Origin of the sequence: Pseudomonas sivasensis (assembly GCF_013778505.1) — a bacterium.
GTDB classification, from domain to species: domain Bacteria; phylum Pseudomonadota; class Gammaproteobacteria; order Pseudomonadales; family Pseudomonadaceae; genus Aquipseudomonas; species Aquipseudomonas sivasensis.
The window spans coordinates 37,020-52,433 of the sequence record NZ_JAAOWU010000019.1; the positions used below are offsets into that span (position 1 = coordinate 37,020).

The 15,414-nt window shown below is 58.6% G+C and carries 17 protein-coding genes; 8 read left to right on the forward strand and 9 right to left on the reverse strand.

Going from position 1 to position 15,414, the window contains the following annotated elements:
• Window positions 1-2 precede the first annotated feature (2 nt).
• Genes G9Q84_RS24385 through G9Q84_RS24395 form a run of 3 tightly spaced genes read right to left on the reverse strand, consistent with a single transcriptional unit; the run spans window position 3 to window position 3,547 of the window.
• On the reverse strand, window positions 3-980 hold the full coding sequence (locus G9Q84_RS24385) for an ABC transporter permease (RefSeq protein ID WP_032886985.1): 978 nt from the start codon (window positions 978-980) through the stop codon (window positions 3-5).
• Window positions 977-2,530: a sugar ABC transporter ATP-binding protein gene (locus G9Q84_RS24390; protein ID WP_095185576.1), complete on the reverse strand. Its 1,554-nt coding sequence runs from the start codon at window positions 2,528-2,530 to the stop codon at window positions 977-979. The genes G9Q84_RS24385 and G9Q84_RS24390 overlap by 4 nt, the downstream gene beginning before the upstream one ends.
• A 57-nt stretch (window positions 2,531-2,587) precedes the next feature.
• Window positions 2,588-3,547, reverse strand: a complete 960-nt coding sequence (locus tag G9Q84_RS24395) for a sugar ABC transporter substrate-binding protein (protein ID WP_032886989.1) — start codon at window positions 3,545-3,547, stop codon at window positions 2,588-2,590.
• A 553-nt stretch (window positions 3,548-4,100) separates the two neighbouring features.
• Here G9Q84_RS24395 and G9Q84_RS24400 point away from each other — a divergent pair.
• The 3 genes from G9Q84_RS24400 (at window position 4,101) to G9Q84_RS24410 (ending at window position 6,392) form a co-directional block, all read left to right on the forward strand.
• The gene (locus G9Q84_RS24400; protein WP_032886990.1) at window positions 4,101-5,189 is read left to right on the forward strand and encodes an asparaginase; all 1,089 of its coding nucleotides are present in this window, start codon (window positions 4,101-4,103) and stop codon (window positions 5,187-5,189) included.
• A 257-nt stretch (window positions 5,190-5,446) separates the two neighbouring features.
• Window positions 5,447-5,698, forward strand: a complete 252-nt coding sequence (locus G9Q84_RS24405) for a DUF1654 domain-containing protein (protein ID WP_095185575.1) — start codon at window positions 5,447-5,449, stop codon at window positions 5,696-5,698.
• 4 nt (window positions 5,699-5,702) lie between these two features.
• Window positions 5,703-6,392: an endonuclease gene (locus tag G9Q84_RS24410; RefSeq protein ID WP_181644212.1), complete on the forward strand. Its 690-nt coding sequence runs from the start codon at window positions 5,703-5,705 to the stop codon at window positions 6,390-6,392.
• Window positions 6,393-6,423: 31 nt separating this feature from the next.
• Here G9Q84_RS24410 and G9Q84_RS24415 read toward each other — a convergent pair whose 3' ends face one another.
• Complete coding sequence (locus G9Q84_RS24415; RefSeq protein ID WP_164558403.1) at window positions 6,424-6,789, reverse strand: SPOR domain-containing protein; 366 nt, start codon at window positions 6,787-6,789, stop codon at window positions 6,424-6,426.
• Window positions 6,790-7,050: 261 nt separating this feature from the next.
• Between G9Q84_RS24415 and csrA the strand changes: the two genes are divergently transcribed.
• Window positions 7,051-7,245 (forward strand): carbon storage regulator CsrA, encoded by a 195-nt coding sequence (gene csrA, locus G9Q84_RS24420; RefSeq protein ID WP_003192511.1) that lies wholly within the window; start codon window positions 7,051-7,053, stop codon window positions 7,243-7,245.
• Window positions 7,246-7,452: 207 nt separating this feature from the next.
• Complete coding sequence (locus tag G9Q84_RS24425; protein ID WP_099602674.1) at window positions 7,453-7,704, forward strand: hypothetical protein; 252 nt, start codon at window positions 7,453-7,455, stop codon at window positions 7,702-7,704.
• A gap of 46 nt (window positions 7,705-7,750) precedes the next feature.
• Here the strand turns inward: G9Q84_RS24425 and G9Q84_RS24430 are convergent, their stop codons facing one another.
• A complete protein-coding gene (locus G9Q84_RS24430) occupies window positions 7,751-8,428 on the reverse strand; it encodes an HAD-IA family hydrolase (RefSeq protein WP_181644213.1) in 678 nt (225 codons plus the stop codon).
• Between the two features lie 258 nt (window positions 8,429-8,686).
• Between G9Q84_RS24430 and G9Q84_RS24435 the strand changes: the two genes are divergently transcribed.
• Both G9Q84_RS24435 and G9Q84_RS24440 read left to right on the forward strand, forming a co-directional pair.
• Window positions 8,687-9,358 (forward strand): heavy metal response regulator transcription factor, encoded by a 672-nt coding sequence (locus tag G9Q84_RS24435; protein WP_032886997.1) that lies wholly within the window; start codon window positions 8,687-8,689, stop codon window positions 9,356-9,358.
• Complete coding sequence (locus G9Q84_RS24440; RefSeq protein WP_181644214.1) at window positions 9,355-10,755, forward strand: heavy metal sensor histidine kinase; 1,401 nt, start codon at window positions 9,355-9,357, stop codon at window positions 10,753-10,755. Before G9Q84_RS24435 ends, G9Q84_RS24440 begins: the two co-directional genes overlap by 4 nt.
• 53 nt (window positions 10,756-10,808) lie before the next feature.
• Here G9Q84_RS24440 and pcp read toward each other — a convergent pair whose 3' ends face one another.
• From pcp to G9Q84_RS24455, 3 genes are read right to left on the reverse strand one after another with little or no spacing between them, the layout of a single operon-like run.
• On the reverse strand, window positions 10,809-11,423 hold the full coding sequence (gene pcp / locus G9Q84_RS24445) for a pyroglutamyl-peptidase I (RefSeq protein WP_181644215.1): 615 nt from the start codon (window positions 11,421-11,423) through the stop codon (window positions 10,809-10,811).
• 8 nt (window positions 11,424-11,431) lie between these two features.
• A complete protein-coding gene (locus tag G9Q84_RS24450; RefSeq protein ID WP_032887000.1) occupies window positions 11,432-12,382 on the reverse strand; it encodes a DUF979 domain-containing protein in 951 nt (316 codons plus the stop codon).
• Complete coding sequence (locus tag G9Q84_RS24455) at window positions 12,379-13,095, reverse strand: DUF969 domain-containing protein (RefSeq protein ID WP_181644216.1); 717 nt, start codon at window positions 13,093-13,095, stop codon at window positions 12,379-12,381. The genes G9Q84_RS24450 and G9Q84_RS24455 overlap by 4 nt, the downstream gene beginning before the upstream one ends.
• 357 nt (window positions 13,096-13,452) lie before the next feature.
• Between G9Q84_RS24455 and G9Q84_RS24460 the strand changes: the two genes are divergently transcribed.
• A complete protein-coding gene (locus G9Q84_RS24460; RefSeq protein WP_181644234.1) occupies window positions 13,453-14,877 on the forward strand; it encodes an MFS transporter in 1,425 nt (474 codons plus the stop codon).
• A gap of 29 nt (window positions 14,878-14,906) precedes the next feature.
• Here G9Q84_RS24460 and G9Q84_RS24465 read toward each other — a convergent pair whose 3' ends face one another.
• Window positions 14,907-15,338, reverse strand: coding sequence for a hypothetical protein (locus tag G9Q84_RS24465; protein WP_181644217.1), 432 nt, complete (start codon window positions 15,336-15,338; stop codon window positions 14,907-14,909).
• Between the last annotated feature and the right edge of the window lie 76 nt (window positions 15,339-15,414).

The following is a 15,414-nucleotide window of genomic DNA, read 5'->3' on the forward strand; positions in this document are numbered from 1 at the left end:
GTTCAGCCCCGCCGACTAGCACGTTGGCTGCGGTACGTATCGAGAACCACTGCAATCACGATCACAGCACCGGTGATGATGCGCTTCGTGGGCTCCGTGGCGCCGATCTGTGCCAGGCCAGCGGCCAATACCGAGATAATCAACACGCCAAAGAAGGTACTGATTACCGAACCGCGCCCGCCCATCAGGCTGGTGCCGCCGATCACCACCGCGGCGATCACTTGCAGCTCCAGACCGGAGCCAGCGTTCGGGTCCGCTGCTTCCAAACGCGAGATCTGGAATAACGCCGCGACACCGGCCAGCAGGCCCATGAGACTGAACACCAGAATCTTGTAAGGCTTGGGATTGATACCGGCCAGGCGCACGGCCTCTTCGTTGGTGCCGATACCGATCAGGTAACGACCGAACACGGTGCGGGTCAATACTAGCTGCGCAGCGATGATCACCAGCAAGGCAATGATGAACGACGGCGAGATACCAAACGCAATCGGGTTGGACAGCCAGGCAAACGAATCACCGATGTAGGCGGTGCGCGAACCGGTCATTTGGTACGCAACGCCCCGCGCCATTTCCAACACACCGAGGGACACGATAAACGACGGGATCCGCCAGGCCACGGTGATCGAGCCGGTGATGGTGCCGGCCAACGCGGCGCAGCCCATGCCGAGCAGAGCGGCCGGCAACACGCTCCAGCCCCACCCAAGAATCGCCACGCTGACTGCCGACGCCGCCAGGGCCAGCACCGAGCCCACCGACAAGTCGATACCGCCGATGATCAGGATGAACGTCATGCCCACCGCCAGCACCATCAGGTCCGGGATCTGGTTGGCCAGGGTGCTGAAGGTGTCATAGGACAGGAAGTGGTCACTGAGCACCGAAAACAGCGCAATCATCGCGAGCAAGGCGCCCGCTAGCCCCAGGTAGGTGCCCAGTCCGTAGAAGTTGCCGCCCGCTTTACCGGAGGTAGTTGTGGTTTTCATGGGGTATCCCTAAGCACTGCGTCATTGAGCAGCGCATCACGTTTCTGATAGCCGGCAAAGGCGGCGGCGAGCAATTCGTCCTGGGTCCAGCTGTCACGCTCAAAGGTCTCGATCAGACGCCCGGCAGACAGTACGCCGATGCGGTCGCAGATCAGCATGAGCTCACGCAGGTCGCTCGATACCACCACCAGCGCTTTGCCCTGGCGGGTCAATTCGCCGAGCAAGGCATAAATGTCGAACTTGGCACCCACATCAATTCCGCGGGTGGGTTCGTCGAACAACATCACCGAGCAGTCGCGCTCCAGCCAGCGGCCAATCACCACTTTCTGCTGATTGCCGCCGGACAGTTCCGACACCAGTTGCGCCGGGCTGGAACTGCGGATGCGCATGGCGTCGATCTGGCGCTTGGCCAACGCGGTTTCATCGCGGCTGTTTACCACGCCGCCGCCAGAGATTTCCGGCATGTTGCCCAGGGCAATATTGGCACTGATGGACTGAGTCAGCAGCAGGCCTTCACCCTTGCGATCTTCAGTGATCAGGGCGATACCATGCCCTACTGCATCCACGGGAGAGCGAATGCTCACCACCTTAGCCGGTGAGCCCAGGGCCACGGTGCCGCTGTCGGCCAGATCGGCACCAAAGATCAGACGCAGCAATTCGGTACGGCCAGCGCCGATCAGGCCGGAAATGCCATAGATCTCGCCGGCACGCACTTCAAAGGACACGTCACGGACTTTGTCCGAGCGGCTCAGGCCTTTCACAGTTAGGGCCGGGCCGCCGATGCTGCGCGGCCCCAGGTCGATGTGTTCACCCAGCTCGCGCCCCACCATCAAGGTGACCAATTGCTCACTGTTGTAATTGGCCATCGGTTCGACGCAGACCAGCTTGCCGTCGCGCAATACCGCAATGCGCTGGGCAACACGGGCCAACTCTTCCAGCCGGTGCGAAATGTAAATAATCGCCACGCCCCGGGCCTGAAGGCGGGTGATTTGCTCAAACAGCATCTCGACTTCACGCGCGGTGAGCATGGCCGTGGGTTCGTCGAGGATCAGTACATGGCAGTCGCCAATCAAGTTACGGGCGATCTCAACCATTTGCTGGTGACCGATGCCCAGGCTGCCGACCAGCGTGTCAGGGTCGATGGCGTCCAGGCCAACTTGGGCCATGGCCTCGATCGCGGCTTTGCGCAGTTGCTTGCGGCTGATCCAGCCACAGTGGCTGGGCAGGTTATCCAGGAACAGATTTTCGGCCACGGTCAGCGTCGGCAGCAGGTTGAGTTCCTGCATGACCATGCGCACACCCAACGCTTCAGCCTGGGTACGGCTGGCAGGACAGTAATCCTGACCATTGAATTGCATGTGCCCGGTGGTCGGCGTGACCAGCCCGCCGATGATCTTGGACAGGGTGCTTTTGCCTGCACCATTCTCGCCGGTCAGCGCCAGCACTTCCCCACGGTTGAGCGTGAGGGTGATGTCGGACAGAACCGGTTGGGCATAGGTCTTACCGATACCGCTGACCGAGAGGACAGCGTTCGGGGCGGAAGATGACATAGGAAAATCTCCAGGCGCCCGCTCAGGACGAGCGGGCGCTGTTGGGTGCCGCCAGAATTACTTCTTGAGGACGAGTTCGACCGGGGTTTCGATCACGCCGTCTTTGGCATCGACTTTCTCACCCTTGACCAGCTTAAGGGCGTTCTGGATACCGAATACCGCTTGCTGGGCAGCTGCCTGGTCGGCGGTAGCCAGTACGCGGCCGTCCTGCAACATCGGCTTGATCGCTTCGATATTGTCGTAACCCACGACCATTACCTTGCCCGCCTTGCCTGCCGCACGCACCGCGGAGACAGCGCCCAGGGCCATATTATCGTTACCGGCCAGCAAGGCCTTGAGGTCCGGGTATTCGCTCAGCATGGCCGAGGCGACTTTCTGGCCCTGGTCGATTTCCCAGTTGCCGGATTGAGTGGAAACGATCTTCATACCGGCAGCGTCCATCGCATCTTTGTAGCCGGCGGTGCGCTGCTGGGCGTTGGTGGTAGTCGGTACGCCTTCGATGATGCCGACCTTGTCACCTGCTGCCAGTTGCTTGGCCAGGTAGTCGCCCACGAGCTTGGAGCCCTTGCGGTTGTCGGGGCCAACGAAGGGAATATCGAGATTTTTGCTTTTCAGTACACCGGGGTCCAGGCGGTTGTCGATGTTGACGACCTTGATGCCGGCGTCGGAGGCTTTCTTCAGTACGGTGACCAGTGCCTTGGAGTCAGCAGGCGCGATGACGATGGCGTTAACCTTGGCGAGGATCATTTGGTTGACGATATCGATCTGCGCGCTGGTATCAGTTTCGTTCTTGATGCCGTTGGTGATCATGTCGAAATCGGCGGCATGGTCTTTCTGGTAAGCCTTGGCACCGTCCTGCATGGTGACGAAGAATTCATTGGCGAGAGATTTCATCACCAGGCCGACCTTGGGTTTGGCGGCGGCGTCGTCAGCAAAGGCAGAGGACAGAGGTAAAGCGGCGGATGCGGCAGCAAGCACAGCGACAGCAAGAAGACGTCCAGCGAATGGCAGCTTCATGGGTTCACTCCGATCTTATGATTATTGTAAGCAACGCTTGCACCGAAGAGTCCTTCGGCAGCCATCCCACACGGGTGGCTGATACGATCTTTCAGAGCACTCAGGGAGCACCGTGTCAAACATCTCGCAAACGTTTGCGTTAATCAAACTATGAGAACCTTGTCGAGATTTGTCAACGGTAGAACACAGCCTTTCATCTAAGGCCTCTAGCCTCTGTCCTCCCGTCCAGCGAAAGGACGTTATTAAACATTCCCTCCAACGCTTCGTTCTCTGAAACGACAGACCTCTTCATGCGACTCAGTATTTCCCGATGATCATCTTCGGACAACCGAACGCAATCATGCAGCGTGTTCGGAAAGCCGGACAGACGCATTGCGGGATCTGCCATAAGAACGACAATTATTGTTATAAATCAGCAAGTTAATTTATATCCAAGAACTTAATCAGCCTGGTACAAATCCTGCTCCTACCCAGCACCTCGTGGCATTCAGAACCGCCCGGGCGCTCTAGATGAACCTGCTACAGCACTCATCAAAAACCAGAGAGAAAAACAATGAAATCTGCACTGAAGAACTTTGTTCCGGGCGCGTTAGCCCTTCTGCTGCTGTTCCCTGTTGCCGCTCAGGCAAAGGAAGTTGAATCCAAGACCAAACTGGCCAACGTGGTAATTCTCGCCACCGGTGGCACCATTGCCGGCGCTGGCGCCAGTGCGGCCAACAGCGCTACCTACCAGGCGGCCAAAGTCGGTATCGAGCAATTGATCGCCGGTGTTCCTGAACTTAGCCAGATTGCCAATGTGCGTGGCGAGCAAGTGATGCAAATTGCATCCGAAAGCATCAACAACGAGAACCTGCTGCAACTGGGTCGCCGCGTCGCGGAGCTGGCTGACAACAAAGACGTGGATGGCATCGTGATCACCCACGGTACCGACACCCTGGAAGAGACCGCCTACTTCCTGAACCTGGTGGAAAAAACTGACAAGCCAATCGTGGTAGTTGGTTCCATGCGCCCAGGCACCGCCATGTCGGCCGACGGCATGCTCAACCTCTACAACGCCGTGGCTGTAGCCGGCAGCAAGGACGCGCGCGGTAAAGGGGTGCTGGTGACCATGAACGACGAGATCCAATCGGGTCGCGACGTAAGCAAGATGATCAATATCAAGACCGAAGCCTTCAAGAGCCCATGGGGCCCAATGGGCATGGTGGTTGAAGGCAAATCCTACTGGTTCCGCCTGCCTGCCAAGCGCCACACCATGGATTCGGAATTCGACATCAAGAACATCAAAAGCCTGCCGGACGTCGAAATCGCCTACGGCTACGGCAACGTAAGCGACACAGCCTACAAAGCCCTGGCCCAGGCTGGTGCCAAGGCAATCATCCACGCGGGTACTGGCAATGGCTCGGTATCTTCCAAAGTGGTGCCTGCCCTGGTGGAACTGCGCAAGCAAGGCGTGCAGATCATTCGCTCCTCCCACGTGAATGCCGGCGGCATGGTGTTGCGTAACGCTGAACAGCCTGACGACAAATACGACTGGGTTGCTGCCCTCGACCTGAACCCGCAGAAAGCGCGGATTCTGGCAATGGTTGCCCTGACCAAGACCCAAGACAGCAAAGAGCTTCAACGGATTTTCTGGGAATATTGATTCCTGACTGAACCTTGTATGTGGCGAGGGAGCTTGCTCCCGCTCATGTACGCAGCGCCCGAAAGCTTCTTTTTTGGGCCGCTTCGCGGACCAGCGGGAACAACTTCCCTCGCCACAACAACCTACCTATCCCTCTCCCCCCGCCCTACACCCAACCCCTTAACTCGCCGCCAGACGAATCTCTTAAATTTTAAGCAGTTGCGAAATTGCCCACACTTAAATACTGTATGCACGTACAGCTTATTAAGGAATGCTCCGTGGCAAAGTCATCTTCCGCAGTACCTACCCCGCCCGATGCCTACACACGCCTGGCCATTCGCGTGCAAAAAATCATCAACTCCACCAATGCCCAAAAAGCCAAGGCAGCCCTGATCTTCCGCTTGCCGGAGGAACCAGAGGACGATTGGCAGCGCTTGTTGGAGGAGATTGCAGAGAACGACAACGTCACCCTAGCCTACCGGGATGACGGTGGCGTGCAGATTTTCTGGGTTGTGCCGAAGGAAGATTGATTGAATGAGTACCCGTTTTATTGCTGTGTGTTGCCTGTTTTTTGCCGTTACCGCTCACGCTCAGGCGCCCCGAACCTTCAGTGAAGCCAAAAAAGTTGCCTGGACACTCTACGCCCCGCAATCCACCGAGTTCTATTGCGGCTGCAAGTACAGCGGCAACCGCGTTGACTTGAAAGCCTGCGGATATATCCCACGCAAAAACGCCAACCGCGCCGCACGCATCGAGTGGGAACACATTGTTCCGGCCTGGCAGATCGGACATCAGCGCCAGTGCTGGCAGAATGGCGGGCGCAAGAACTGCACGCGCCATGATGACGTGTTCAAGCGTGCCGAAGCAGACCTGCACAATTTGGTGCCGAGTATCGGCGAGGTCAATGGAGACCGAAGCAACTTCAGCTTTGGCTGGCTGCCGGTGCAACGCGGGCAGTACGGTTCATGCCTGACCCAAGTGGATTTCAAGGCCAAGAAGGTGATGCCGCGACCTTCCGTACGCGGGATGATCGCGCGAACCTACTTCTACATGAGCAAACAATACGGCTTGCGCCTGTCGAAACAGGATCGTCAGTTGTACGAAGCCTGGAACAAAACCTACCCGGTCCAAGCCTGGGAGCGCCAGCGTAACCAGACGGTGGCGTGTGTGATGGGGCGTGGCAATGAGTTTGTCGGCCCGGTCAACCTGAAAGCCTGCGGTTGAAGATGGGCGGCGCTGCCGCCCAATCGGCCCGTTACTGCGCAGGCTGGTGTTCGATGATCTCAGACACCGTGTCAGTTTTCTTGGCACGAGCCATCTTTTCGTTAAGCAAGGTCTGCTTTGCCTCGGCTTCGGCCTTAGTTGCGAACGGCCCCAACAGCACTTCGTCCTTGCCGTCGACCTTCACGATATAAAAATTAAAACCATGTTCCAGCAACCAGGCGGTCAGGTCGGTGATCGCCTGCAGTTTGTGGTCCGGCGGACCTACTCGCAGGTCCCACTCTTGGGCGGCAATCGCGCCGGTTTGTGGCTGGCTTTCGGTCACGGCAGGCTTGGCCTGGGGGGCGTCGACGCGTTTGCCTTCACCGCAACCGGCCAGTGCCAACACCGCAATTGCCATCGCTACTTTACGCACTGCCCTGCTCCTCTAAGGATAAAGAGGCAACTTTATCATTCACTGTCTATTCTGGCCGTCATAAACGTTGGCTTAAACAATGCGAATGATGTATCCCAGACCTGTATGATGCCGCCATGGGAATTAATGTCGCCTCTATGCGTCCTAAAAGAGGCAGTCACAGGGAAGCGCTTAGCAGTAAGCTACACACATCCGACACCTGCCCTGTCTGAAACATGTGTCCTAAAAGCAATCAAGGAGAAGTCCATGCTTATACTCACCCGCAAAGTCGGTGAAAGCATAAACATCGGTGATGACATCACGATCACCATCCTGGGCGTCAGCGGCCAGCAAGTAAGAATCGGCATCAACGCCCCCAAGGATGTTGCCGTGCATCGCGAGGAGATCTACCAGCGCATCCAGGCCGGCCTGACCGCTCCGGATAAAAACCAGACGCCTTGAGGCGCACTCAGTAGCCAGCCCTTTCGTTCATGTAACGGCTGGCGAAAGCCTATTGGACTGTTCTTGGGCTGAATGAGTGATTAGCGTCGTCCAAAGTCCATGCGCCCCAAAGATGAAATTATCCTCGCGTCTGGAACTTGTTCCACTATCCAAAGCCGAATCTCCTGACTGACATACTTCCATCCGTGTGGACTCAGGAGCACGTCGATGAGGCCTATTACCGCGCAGCCATTTTTTTCCAGATCCTGGATGATTGCCCTGCTGATTGGGCTGGCCTTTGTGGGCGTAGAATATGGCCTGCGGCTGGAAGTCGAAGGTTCGGACCCCGCCTATCCTAAGTCCTGGTTTGATTTGGCACTGCTGCTGTGTGCGTACCTGTTCATGTTCTGCCTCAAGCCTATCCAGAAAGCATTGCAGCGTCAGCTGTGCCGGCGGGCCGAAAATAGAACTGGCGGCTGACCAAGCGAACCAAGCCGAGACCGGATGCGGACTCGGCTTTTTTGTGTCAGCCCACTGCGCTCTGCAGGTACAACAAGCCATCAGCGCTGCGATGCACCTGCAACTGTTCATACCCTTCAATCGATGGATGCTCCGTGAGCATGGGCTTGAGGTGCGTCGATGTTACGACCAGCACATCCGCACCCGCCGCCTCCCCCGCACGAATCCCCACCGTCGCATCCTCAAACACCAGACAATCCTGCACCGGCACACCCAAGCGTTGTGCACCCAGCTCATAACAGGCGGGGCTCGGTTTGCCGATGGCCACATCCTCGGCCGTTATCAACACCGCCGGTGGCGCGATACCCGCTGCCTGCAACCGACGCAATGCCAACGCCTTCGGCGCAGAGGTGACCAATGCCCACTGATCACCAGGCACGCTATTGAGAAACTCGACGGCACCGGGAATCGCCACGACGCCTTCTACATCGTTGATTTCAGCGTCGGTAATCCACTGCGCTTCAACTTGCGGGTCGACGCCGGGCAATGCCTGGCGCGTGATAGTGTCAATCGCCCGCGCACCATGAATGGTGGTCAGGAAGGCTGCCACGTCCAGCCCATGGCGTTCAGCCCAATTGCCCCACACACGTTCGGCAGCGGCAATGGAGTTGAGCAGGGTTCCATCCATATCGAACAGGAAGGCGCGGTAAGGGCGGGCTGATACAGCTGAACCTCGGATAGACACTGCGGGGTTTCCTCGTAAGCTGAAACGAATAATCGGCCCGATGCAATCTACGGATCACCTACTGGGTTGTAAACGCTGACGCCCCAACAGCCAGCCAATCATTACGAATTTGTCATCATCCTGTTGGCTGGCTGTTTGAAGTACGGGGTTACCGTGAGCGCACTGGCACGACTCAACTACCCAGTGCAGGCCATGGCCTGCGCCAGTGACAATTGATCGAGCTACACTGGCGCCACGTATTGAATCAAGGCATTTCACATGAACATCCTCGTTGTCGAAGACGAACCCAAGGCCGGTAATTACCTCCTCAACGGCCTGCAGGAACTGGGCTACTCCGTAAGCCTGGCACGGGACGGCGTGGACGGCCTGCACCAAGCACTGGAAACGCCGTTCGACGTGATCGTGCTGGATGTAATGATGCCGAAAATGGACGGTTGGGAAGTACTGCGCCGCCTGCGTAAAGACTCCGACACCCCAGTGCTTTTTCTGACAGCTCGCGACGATATTGCCGATCGCATCAAGGGCCTGGAGCTGGGTGCCGATGATTACCTGATCAAGCCGTTCTCTTTCGCCGAGCTGGTAGCACGCTTACGCACCCTGACCCGTCGCGGCCCGATCAGGGAAGAAGAACACCTGCAAATCGCAGATTTGCACATCGACGTACTGAAACGCCGCGTCACTCGCGCCGGTACACGCATCACCCTGACCAATAAGGAGTTCGCACTGTTGCACCTGTTCGCCACCCATCAGGACCAAGTGCTGTCGCGCTCGCTGATCGCCTCGCGGGTATGGGACATGAACTTCGACAGCGACACCAACGTGGTGGACGTGGCCGTAAGGCGCCTGCGCCTGAAAATCGACGACCCGTTCACGCTCAAGTTGATCCACAGCGTGCGGGGCATTGGCTACCGTTTCGATACCCAACCATGACCCACCGTCGCCATTATTCCCTGACACTGCGCCTGGCCCTGATCTTCGCCCTGCTCGCCTTTGCACTGCTCGCTACCGTCGGCGTGGCGCTGTACCGCGAGTTGGAGCGCGAGCTGATCCGCCGCGACGATGTGCAATTGATTTCCCGCGTGGATCAACTACGCAACCTGCTTAACGACAGCAACACACTGGACTTGATCAAGACCAAGCCGGAACTGTTCCAGAATATGTTGGGCAACCGCGAATCGGTGCTGAGCATCGCCGCACCCGGCCAAAAACCGCTGCTGCTGGTAAACCCCGCCAACATCGATCTGCCAGCAGTCGAGCCGGTCCCCAAAGGCCACATCCTCACGCTGAGCGATGTGCAGCATCTGCCGGGCGTAAATGGCGTGCCCTTTTCCACCTTGGCCGCATCCATAGACTCCGGCGACCTGGGGAGCCTGCAAGTCACCAGCGGGCGCTTGATGACCGAGCGTACCGCCATGCTCGCCAGCTATCGGTTGAGCGTGTACGTCCTGGCGAGCATCGCCGCGATCTTCCTCGCACTGGTGGGCTACCTGTTGGTGCATCGCGGCCTCCTACCGTTACGTCGACTGGCCCGACACGCTCAAGGGATCGGCGTCGGCAACCTGGCCGAACGCATCGACAGCCAGGGAGTACCAAAAGAACTGCTGCCGATGATCGAGTCGTTCAACACCATGCTTGAGCGCCTGGCCAAGGGTTTTGCGCAACTGGGCCAAGTATCCACCGACATGGCCCACGAACTGCGCACGCCGATCAACAACCTGCTGGGGGAAACCCAAGTTGCCCTGCAACAGAACCGCAGCATCGAAAGTTATCAGCAGCTCTTGGCCTCCAATGTCGAAGAGCTTGAGCGCCTGGCGCGAATGCTCGACAACATGCTGTTCTTGGCCCGCACCGACCCGGACAGCGCCCTGCGCCAGCGCCAGGCACTCAGCGCCGCCGATGAAGTGGCCCGCATCGCCGATTACTTTGAAGGTTTGGCAGGCGATGCGGACATCAGCATTCGTGCCGAGGGTGAAGGCGTGATCTGGGCCGAACCGATGCTGCTGCGCAGGGCCCTGGCGAACCTGTGCGCCAACGCCATCAAATACGGCGCACCGGGTTCCGAGTTGTTGATCCAGGCGATTGCGGACGCCGAGGGCATCCACCTGCGAGTCAGCAACCAGGGGGAAACCATCCCTGCCGTGCATTTATCGCGACTGTTTGAGCGGTTCTATCGGGTGGATGAATCAAGGGAACGTTCGGCCCAGTCCAATGGCCTGGGCCTGTCGATTGTGGCGACCATCATGCAGTTGCATCACGGCCGGTACAGCGTCAGCAGCAAGGACGGCGTGACCTGTTTCGAACTGTTTTTCCCTGGCCGCGAGGCGTAAACAATCGCCTCTTGCCGTCACCGGCAAGCCGAAGTGTCATCCCTGGGGCGGCGTCAACTGACCTGACCGCCCACTTCCACCACGTCTACCGGCGTGTTCCACGCCGTAGCTACTGCGACGCGCAACCCATCGACCAAGCTCGACAGCGCCATCAATGGCTGGTTGGGAACGTGAATAAAACCACTGCGAACATCCGTGCCCGCAAGCACGTGCTGCAAACGGTAGAACACCTGATTGCAGACAAACGTGCCCGCCGTCTGGGACACCGCCGCGGCTATCCCCGCCCCACGCACCGCCTTGACCATGGCCTTGATCGGTAGCGTCGAAAAATAGGCCGCCGGGCCATCCACGACAACTGCCGTATCGATGGGCTGATACCCCAGGTTGTCGGGGATACGCGCGTCGTTGATATTGATCGCCACCCGCTCGATGGAAATCTCGCCGCGCCCCGGCGCCAGACCAGTGGCGATAACCATGACCGGACGCAGTTCATTGATCAGTTGCACCAGACACTCGGGGGCGGTGGTGAACGCACAGGGCAGCCGACGCGCAACAATCTGCACATCCTCGGCGAGCTGCACGCCGTCCAATTGGCACGCGGCCTCCCAGGACGGATTAACCGAATCTTGATCAAAGGGCTCAAAGCCCGTCAGCAGTACGGTACGCATACAAGACCTCACATCAACAGGTAGAGCAGCACAATATTGACCACCAGCATCATCAGCGCCGTCGGCAACTGGGCCTTGATCACTGCGTTCTTGTCCGGCAATTCCAGCAACGCCGCCGGCACGATGTTGAAGTTGGCGGCCATTGGCGTCATCAGGGTCCCGCAGTAACCGGAGAACATGCCGATGGCGGCCATCACTGCCGGGTTGCCGCCGTAAATGCCCACTAACACCGGCACACCGACGCCGCCAGTCATCACCGGGAAAGCGGCGAAGCCATTGCCCATGATCACCGTAAACAGTGCCATGCCCAACACATACACCATCACCGCGACCAACTTGAAATCCAGGTTGATGTAAGTGGTGGTGACGTGGGCGACAGCCGTGCCGACGCCCGCTTCATTGAACAGCAGCCCGAGCATCGCCAGCATCTGCGGCAACACCATGGCCCAGCCCAGGGCTTCGGTGAGGCGGCGTGATTCGCGCAAGGCCTGCACCGGCGTATCGCGGGTCAGCCAGCAGGCCAGGCCGAGAGCGATCAGACAGCCGATACCGAGAGACACGAAGGTGGTGTTTTTCGGATCCAGCAACGGTATACCGCCGATCTCGGTGTGCTTGAGCAATACCGAGCCGATTACCGTGGTCAGGGGAATGGCCAGCGCCGGTATAAACAGCTTGTGGCCCAGGCGGCCAGCACTGGCGCGCGAGGCCTTGTCGTGCAGCTCGACATGGGTGCCACGGCCCACGCCGCCGAACCCTGCTATCAATGCCATCACCACCACACCCGCACCGATCACCACCGATGGCAGGCGCTCGCCCACCAGAAACGGTATGGCAAACAACAGCCAGAACAAAGCACTGGACCAGCGCTTGGGATGGGTTCGGTCCAACAGAATCATGCCTGCGGTGATCAGCAGCAGCACACCAGCCAGCCAGTAGAGGTATTGAATGGAAATAATCATTGGGAGGCCCCTGCCGGCGTGGCGACGGGAGCCATCTCACGCGTCAATCGTCGATCAAACCGATGCAAGCGGATCGCGTGGATGATGAAGGCGCAGATCGCCGTCGGGATACCCCACACCGCGATGTGCAGCGGCTCGACATCAATCCCCGAGCCCAGCAGGAACGTGTGCATCAATGCAATGGCGCCAAACGCAACGAAAATGTCTTCGCCAAAAAACAGCCCGACGTTGTCCGTCGCCGCGCACATGGCCAGCACTTTATGCCGCAACTTGTCCGGCAGCTTGCCGTAGCGCTTTTCCGCCGCACCTTCGGCCATCGGTGCCAACAGCGGGCGCACCATCTGCGGGTGCCCGCCCAGGCTGGTCAAGCCCATGGCGGCGGTGGATTCACGCACGAACAGATAGATGATCAGCAGACGCCCGACAGTGGCACGCTCAAACCGTGCAATCCAGTTTTGCGCATGCAAGCGCAAGCCATGGCGCTCCAGCAAGCCGATGACGGCCAGGGGCAACAACAGGATCAATTGCAGGGCACGGGTCTGAAGGAAGCCATCACCCATGGTGGCGAGGATTTTTTCCAGCGGGAAGTGGGCAGCAAGCCCGGTGGCAATAGCCGCAGCGGTGACCACCAACAGCGGATTGAAACGTAAAACAAAGCCAACCACGATCACAAGTACGCCGATCAACGGCCATAAGTTCACAACAGTTTGCATGGCGGAGAGGTCCTTAAGTGCGCGCTGCGGCGCCATTACAGCAGGATGTGAACAAAGGGTTCACAGCAGGAAGTGGCGTGCAGTCGGCTCGGTTTTTTTATTGTTGACCCGTCAGGGCGAGCGTCAGTGGCAGCAACTGTGCTGCCTGAAAGCGGAAGGTGTCCAACAAGAAAAATTGTTGCTGCGAACCAATAAATTTTGTCGGCGACTGGAGTCCACACCGTTAACAACCTGTAGACAGTCCGCGACAGATTCGCGCATCGTGGCGCCGCGTGCTCATGGCGCCTTCATTACAACTTTAAATATGGAACGGCTGAGACCGACGCCAAGCAGCCATCCCTCATCCAACAAGGGGAAATACCGGTGACCTCATCCACAGCCGACACCGGCCTCAGCACGCAAACCCGCCTGATCGCCCTGGTGGTCGCCGTGACTTTTTTTATGGAGAACCTCGACGCCACGGTGATCGCCACCGCGCTGCCAACCATGGCCGCGGCATTCGGCGTGACGCCGGTCGACATGAACATTGGCATCACCGCCTACATTCTTGCCGTGGCGATCTTCATTCCGCTGTCCAGCTGGATCGCCGACCGCTACGGTGCACGCCGGGTATTTGCTGGCGCGATCATTGTTTTCACCCTCGCCTCGCTGCTCTGCGGGCTCAGCCAAAGCCTCGAAATGTTCGTATTTGCCCGCGTCCTGCAAGGCATCGGTGGCGCACTGATGGTGCCGGTCGGGCGTCTAGCGGTGCTGCGCAATACCGATAAAAAAGACTTGGTGAAGATGGTCGCAGTGATTACCTGGCCTGGCTTGGTGGCGCCGATTCTTGGGCCGCTGGCGGGTGGACTGATCGTGACTCATGCATCGTGGCCATGGATCTTCTACGTGAACCTTCCATTGGGCGCCCTGGCCTTGGTCGCGGCACTGTGGCTGGTACCGGAAGGCCGCGAGGCGGATGTGCGCAAGTTCGATACGAAGGTTTTTTTACTGCTGGCAGGCGCCTGCGTGGCCCTCTTGGGCGGGCTGGAATGGCTGGGCAGCCAGGCAGGCGAAATGCTCATCCCGGGCGCAGCGCTGGTTGCGGCAGGTTTACTGCTGACGGTATGGGCCGTGCACCATTGTCGGCACTACAGCGCTCCCCTGTTGCCGCTCGATACACTGTCCATCAACACCTTCCGCGTGAGCATCTACGGCGGCTCACTGTTTCGCCTTGCCATCAGCGCCCTGCCTTTCCTGCTGCCCCTGCTGTTTCAGGTCGCATTTGGCCTGTCGCCAGTGGACGCGGGGCTGTTGGTACTTGCGGTGTTTGCCGGCAACCTGGCGATGAAACCCTTCACCACCGCCATCATGCAACGCTACGGCTTTCGCAGAGTGTTGTTGGTCAATGGGGTAATCGGTGTGGTGTCTATAATGGCGTGCGCGCTGTTCACGGCACAGACGCCGTTTTCGCTGATTGCGGCCGTGTTGTTTGTGGGCGGGCTGTCACGTTCAATGCAGTTCACTTGTTACAACTCGATTGGCTTCGCAGATGTGCCCAAGGCACGCATGAGCGAAGCGTCGGCGTTGTTCAGCCTGTCATTCCAACTGGCCATGGGCATGGGCGTGACAGTGGCTGCGCTGTTGTTGCGCGCATCCATGACCGTGCAAGGCCATGAGGTTCAGGCGCAGCCGGTGGATTTCCGCGTGGCGTTCATCGGGGTGGCGTTGCTGGGGATGTGGGCGCTGGTGGATGTGTATCGATTGCCCAAGGGTGCAGGAGAAAGTGTGCTGAACCGCGGATAAAAACGGCGGTTCAACACACTTTTCTGCGATCAGGCGGTGGTGCTGACCATCGAACCGGACGCGCTGCCCCCCTCATCCGTGACGGCCTGCAATAGCGCCGAAGTTGCCGTCTGCAATGCGGCAGCAGTGCCTGCAATTTGCGTTTGAGCCGCGGCTATAGCGGCAGCCTTGGCGTCTGCGCTCTGGCTACTGGACTGAGCCTTCTGAAGGGCCTGCTGCTGTTCTTGAAGCTGCTGCTGCAACTGCTCGATCTGTTTTTTCAACTCTTTGACCCGATCGGACTCCTGCGAGCTCGATGAGGCCAGGCCGCCGCCCGCGCCGGCCGCACCTTTAGTTTCACCGCTCGCGCCAGCGGAGGAACTGCTGGCGGTACGTGCACTTTCGGTGGTGGCGGTATCCGTCGACGTGACAGTACTTGGAGTGCTTGCTACGGAAACGGTAGTGCTAATGTTAATAAGCATGCCAAATATCCGACGTTCAGAGATTTGAGAATGCATCGGCCTGCCAGGCAATTACTTTAGACAAGCCTTGCACGTT

What these genes read in the sequence shown, in the direction of transcription:
- G9Q84_RS24400 (WP_032886990.1), top strand. Translation starts at nt 4,101, where the DNA reads ATGAAATCTGCACTGAAGAACTTTGTTCCGGGCGCGTTAGCCCTTCTG.
- csrA (WP_003192511.1), top strand. Translation starts at nt 7,051, where the DNA reads ATGCTTATACTCACCCGCAAAGTCGGTGAAAGCATAAACATCGGTGAT.
- G9Q84_RS24425 (WP_099602674.1), top strand. Translation starts at nt 7,453, where the DNA reads ATGAGGCCTATTACCGCGCAGCCATTTTTTTCCAGATCCTGGATGATT.
- G9Q84_RS24435 (WP_032886997.1), top strand. Translation starts at nt 8,687, where the DNA reads ATGAACATCCTCGTTGTCGAAGACGAACCCAAGGCCGGTAATTACCTC.
- G9Q84_RS24395 (WP_032886989.1), bottom strand. Translation starts at nt 3,547, where the DNA reads ATGAAGCTGCCATTCGCTGGACGTCTTCTTGCTGTCGCTGTGCTTGCT.
- pcp (WP_181644215.1), bottom strand. Translation starts at nt 11,423, where the DNA reads ATGCGTACCGTACTGCTGACGGGCTTTGAGCCCTTTGATCAAGATTCG.
- G9Q84_RS24440 (WP_181644214.1), top strand. Translation starts at nt 9,355, where the DNA reads ATGACCCACCGTCGCCATTATTCCCTGACACTGCGCCTGGCCCTGATC.
- G9Q84_RS24455 (WP_181644216.1), bottom strand. Translation starts at nt 13,095, where the DNA reads ATGCAAACTGTTGTGAACTTATGGCCGTTGATCGGCGTACTTGTGATC.
- G9Q84_RS24410 (WP_181644212.1), top strand. Translation starts at nt 5,703, where the DNA reads ATGAGTACCCGTTTTATTGCTGTGTGTTGCCTGTTTTTTGCCGTTACC.
- G9Q84_RS24415 (WP_164558403.1), bottom strand. Translation starts at nt 6,789, where the DNA reads ATGGCAATTGCGGTGTTGGCACTGGCCGGTTGCGGTGAAGGCAAACGC.
- G9Q84_RS24390 (WP_095185576.1), bottom strand. Translation starts at nt 2,530, where the DNA reads ATGTCATCTTCCGCCCCGAACGCTGTCCTCTCGGTCAGCGGTATCGGT.
- G9Q84_RS24450 (WP_032887000.1), bottom strand. Translation starts at nt 12,382, where the DNA reads ATGATTATTTCCATTCAATACCTCTACTGGCTGGCTGGTGTGCTGCTG.
- G9Q84_RS24465 (WP_181644217.1), bottom strand. Translation starts at nt 15,338, where the DNA reads ATGCTTATTAACATTAGCACTACCGTTTCCGTAGCAAGCACTCCAAGT.
- G9Q84_RS24385 (WP_032886985.1), bottom strand. Translation starts at nt 980, where the DNA reads ATGAAAACCACAACTACCTCCGGTAAAGCGGGCGGCAACTTCTACGGA.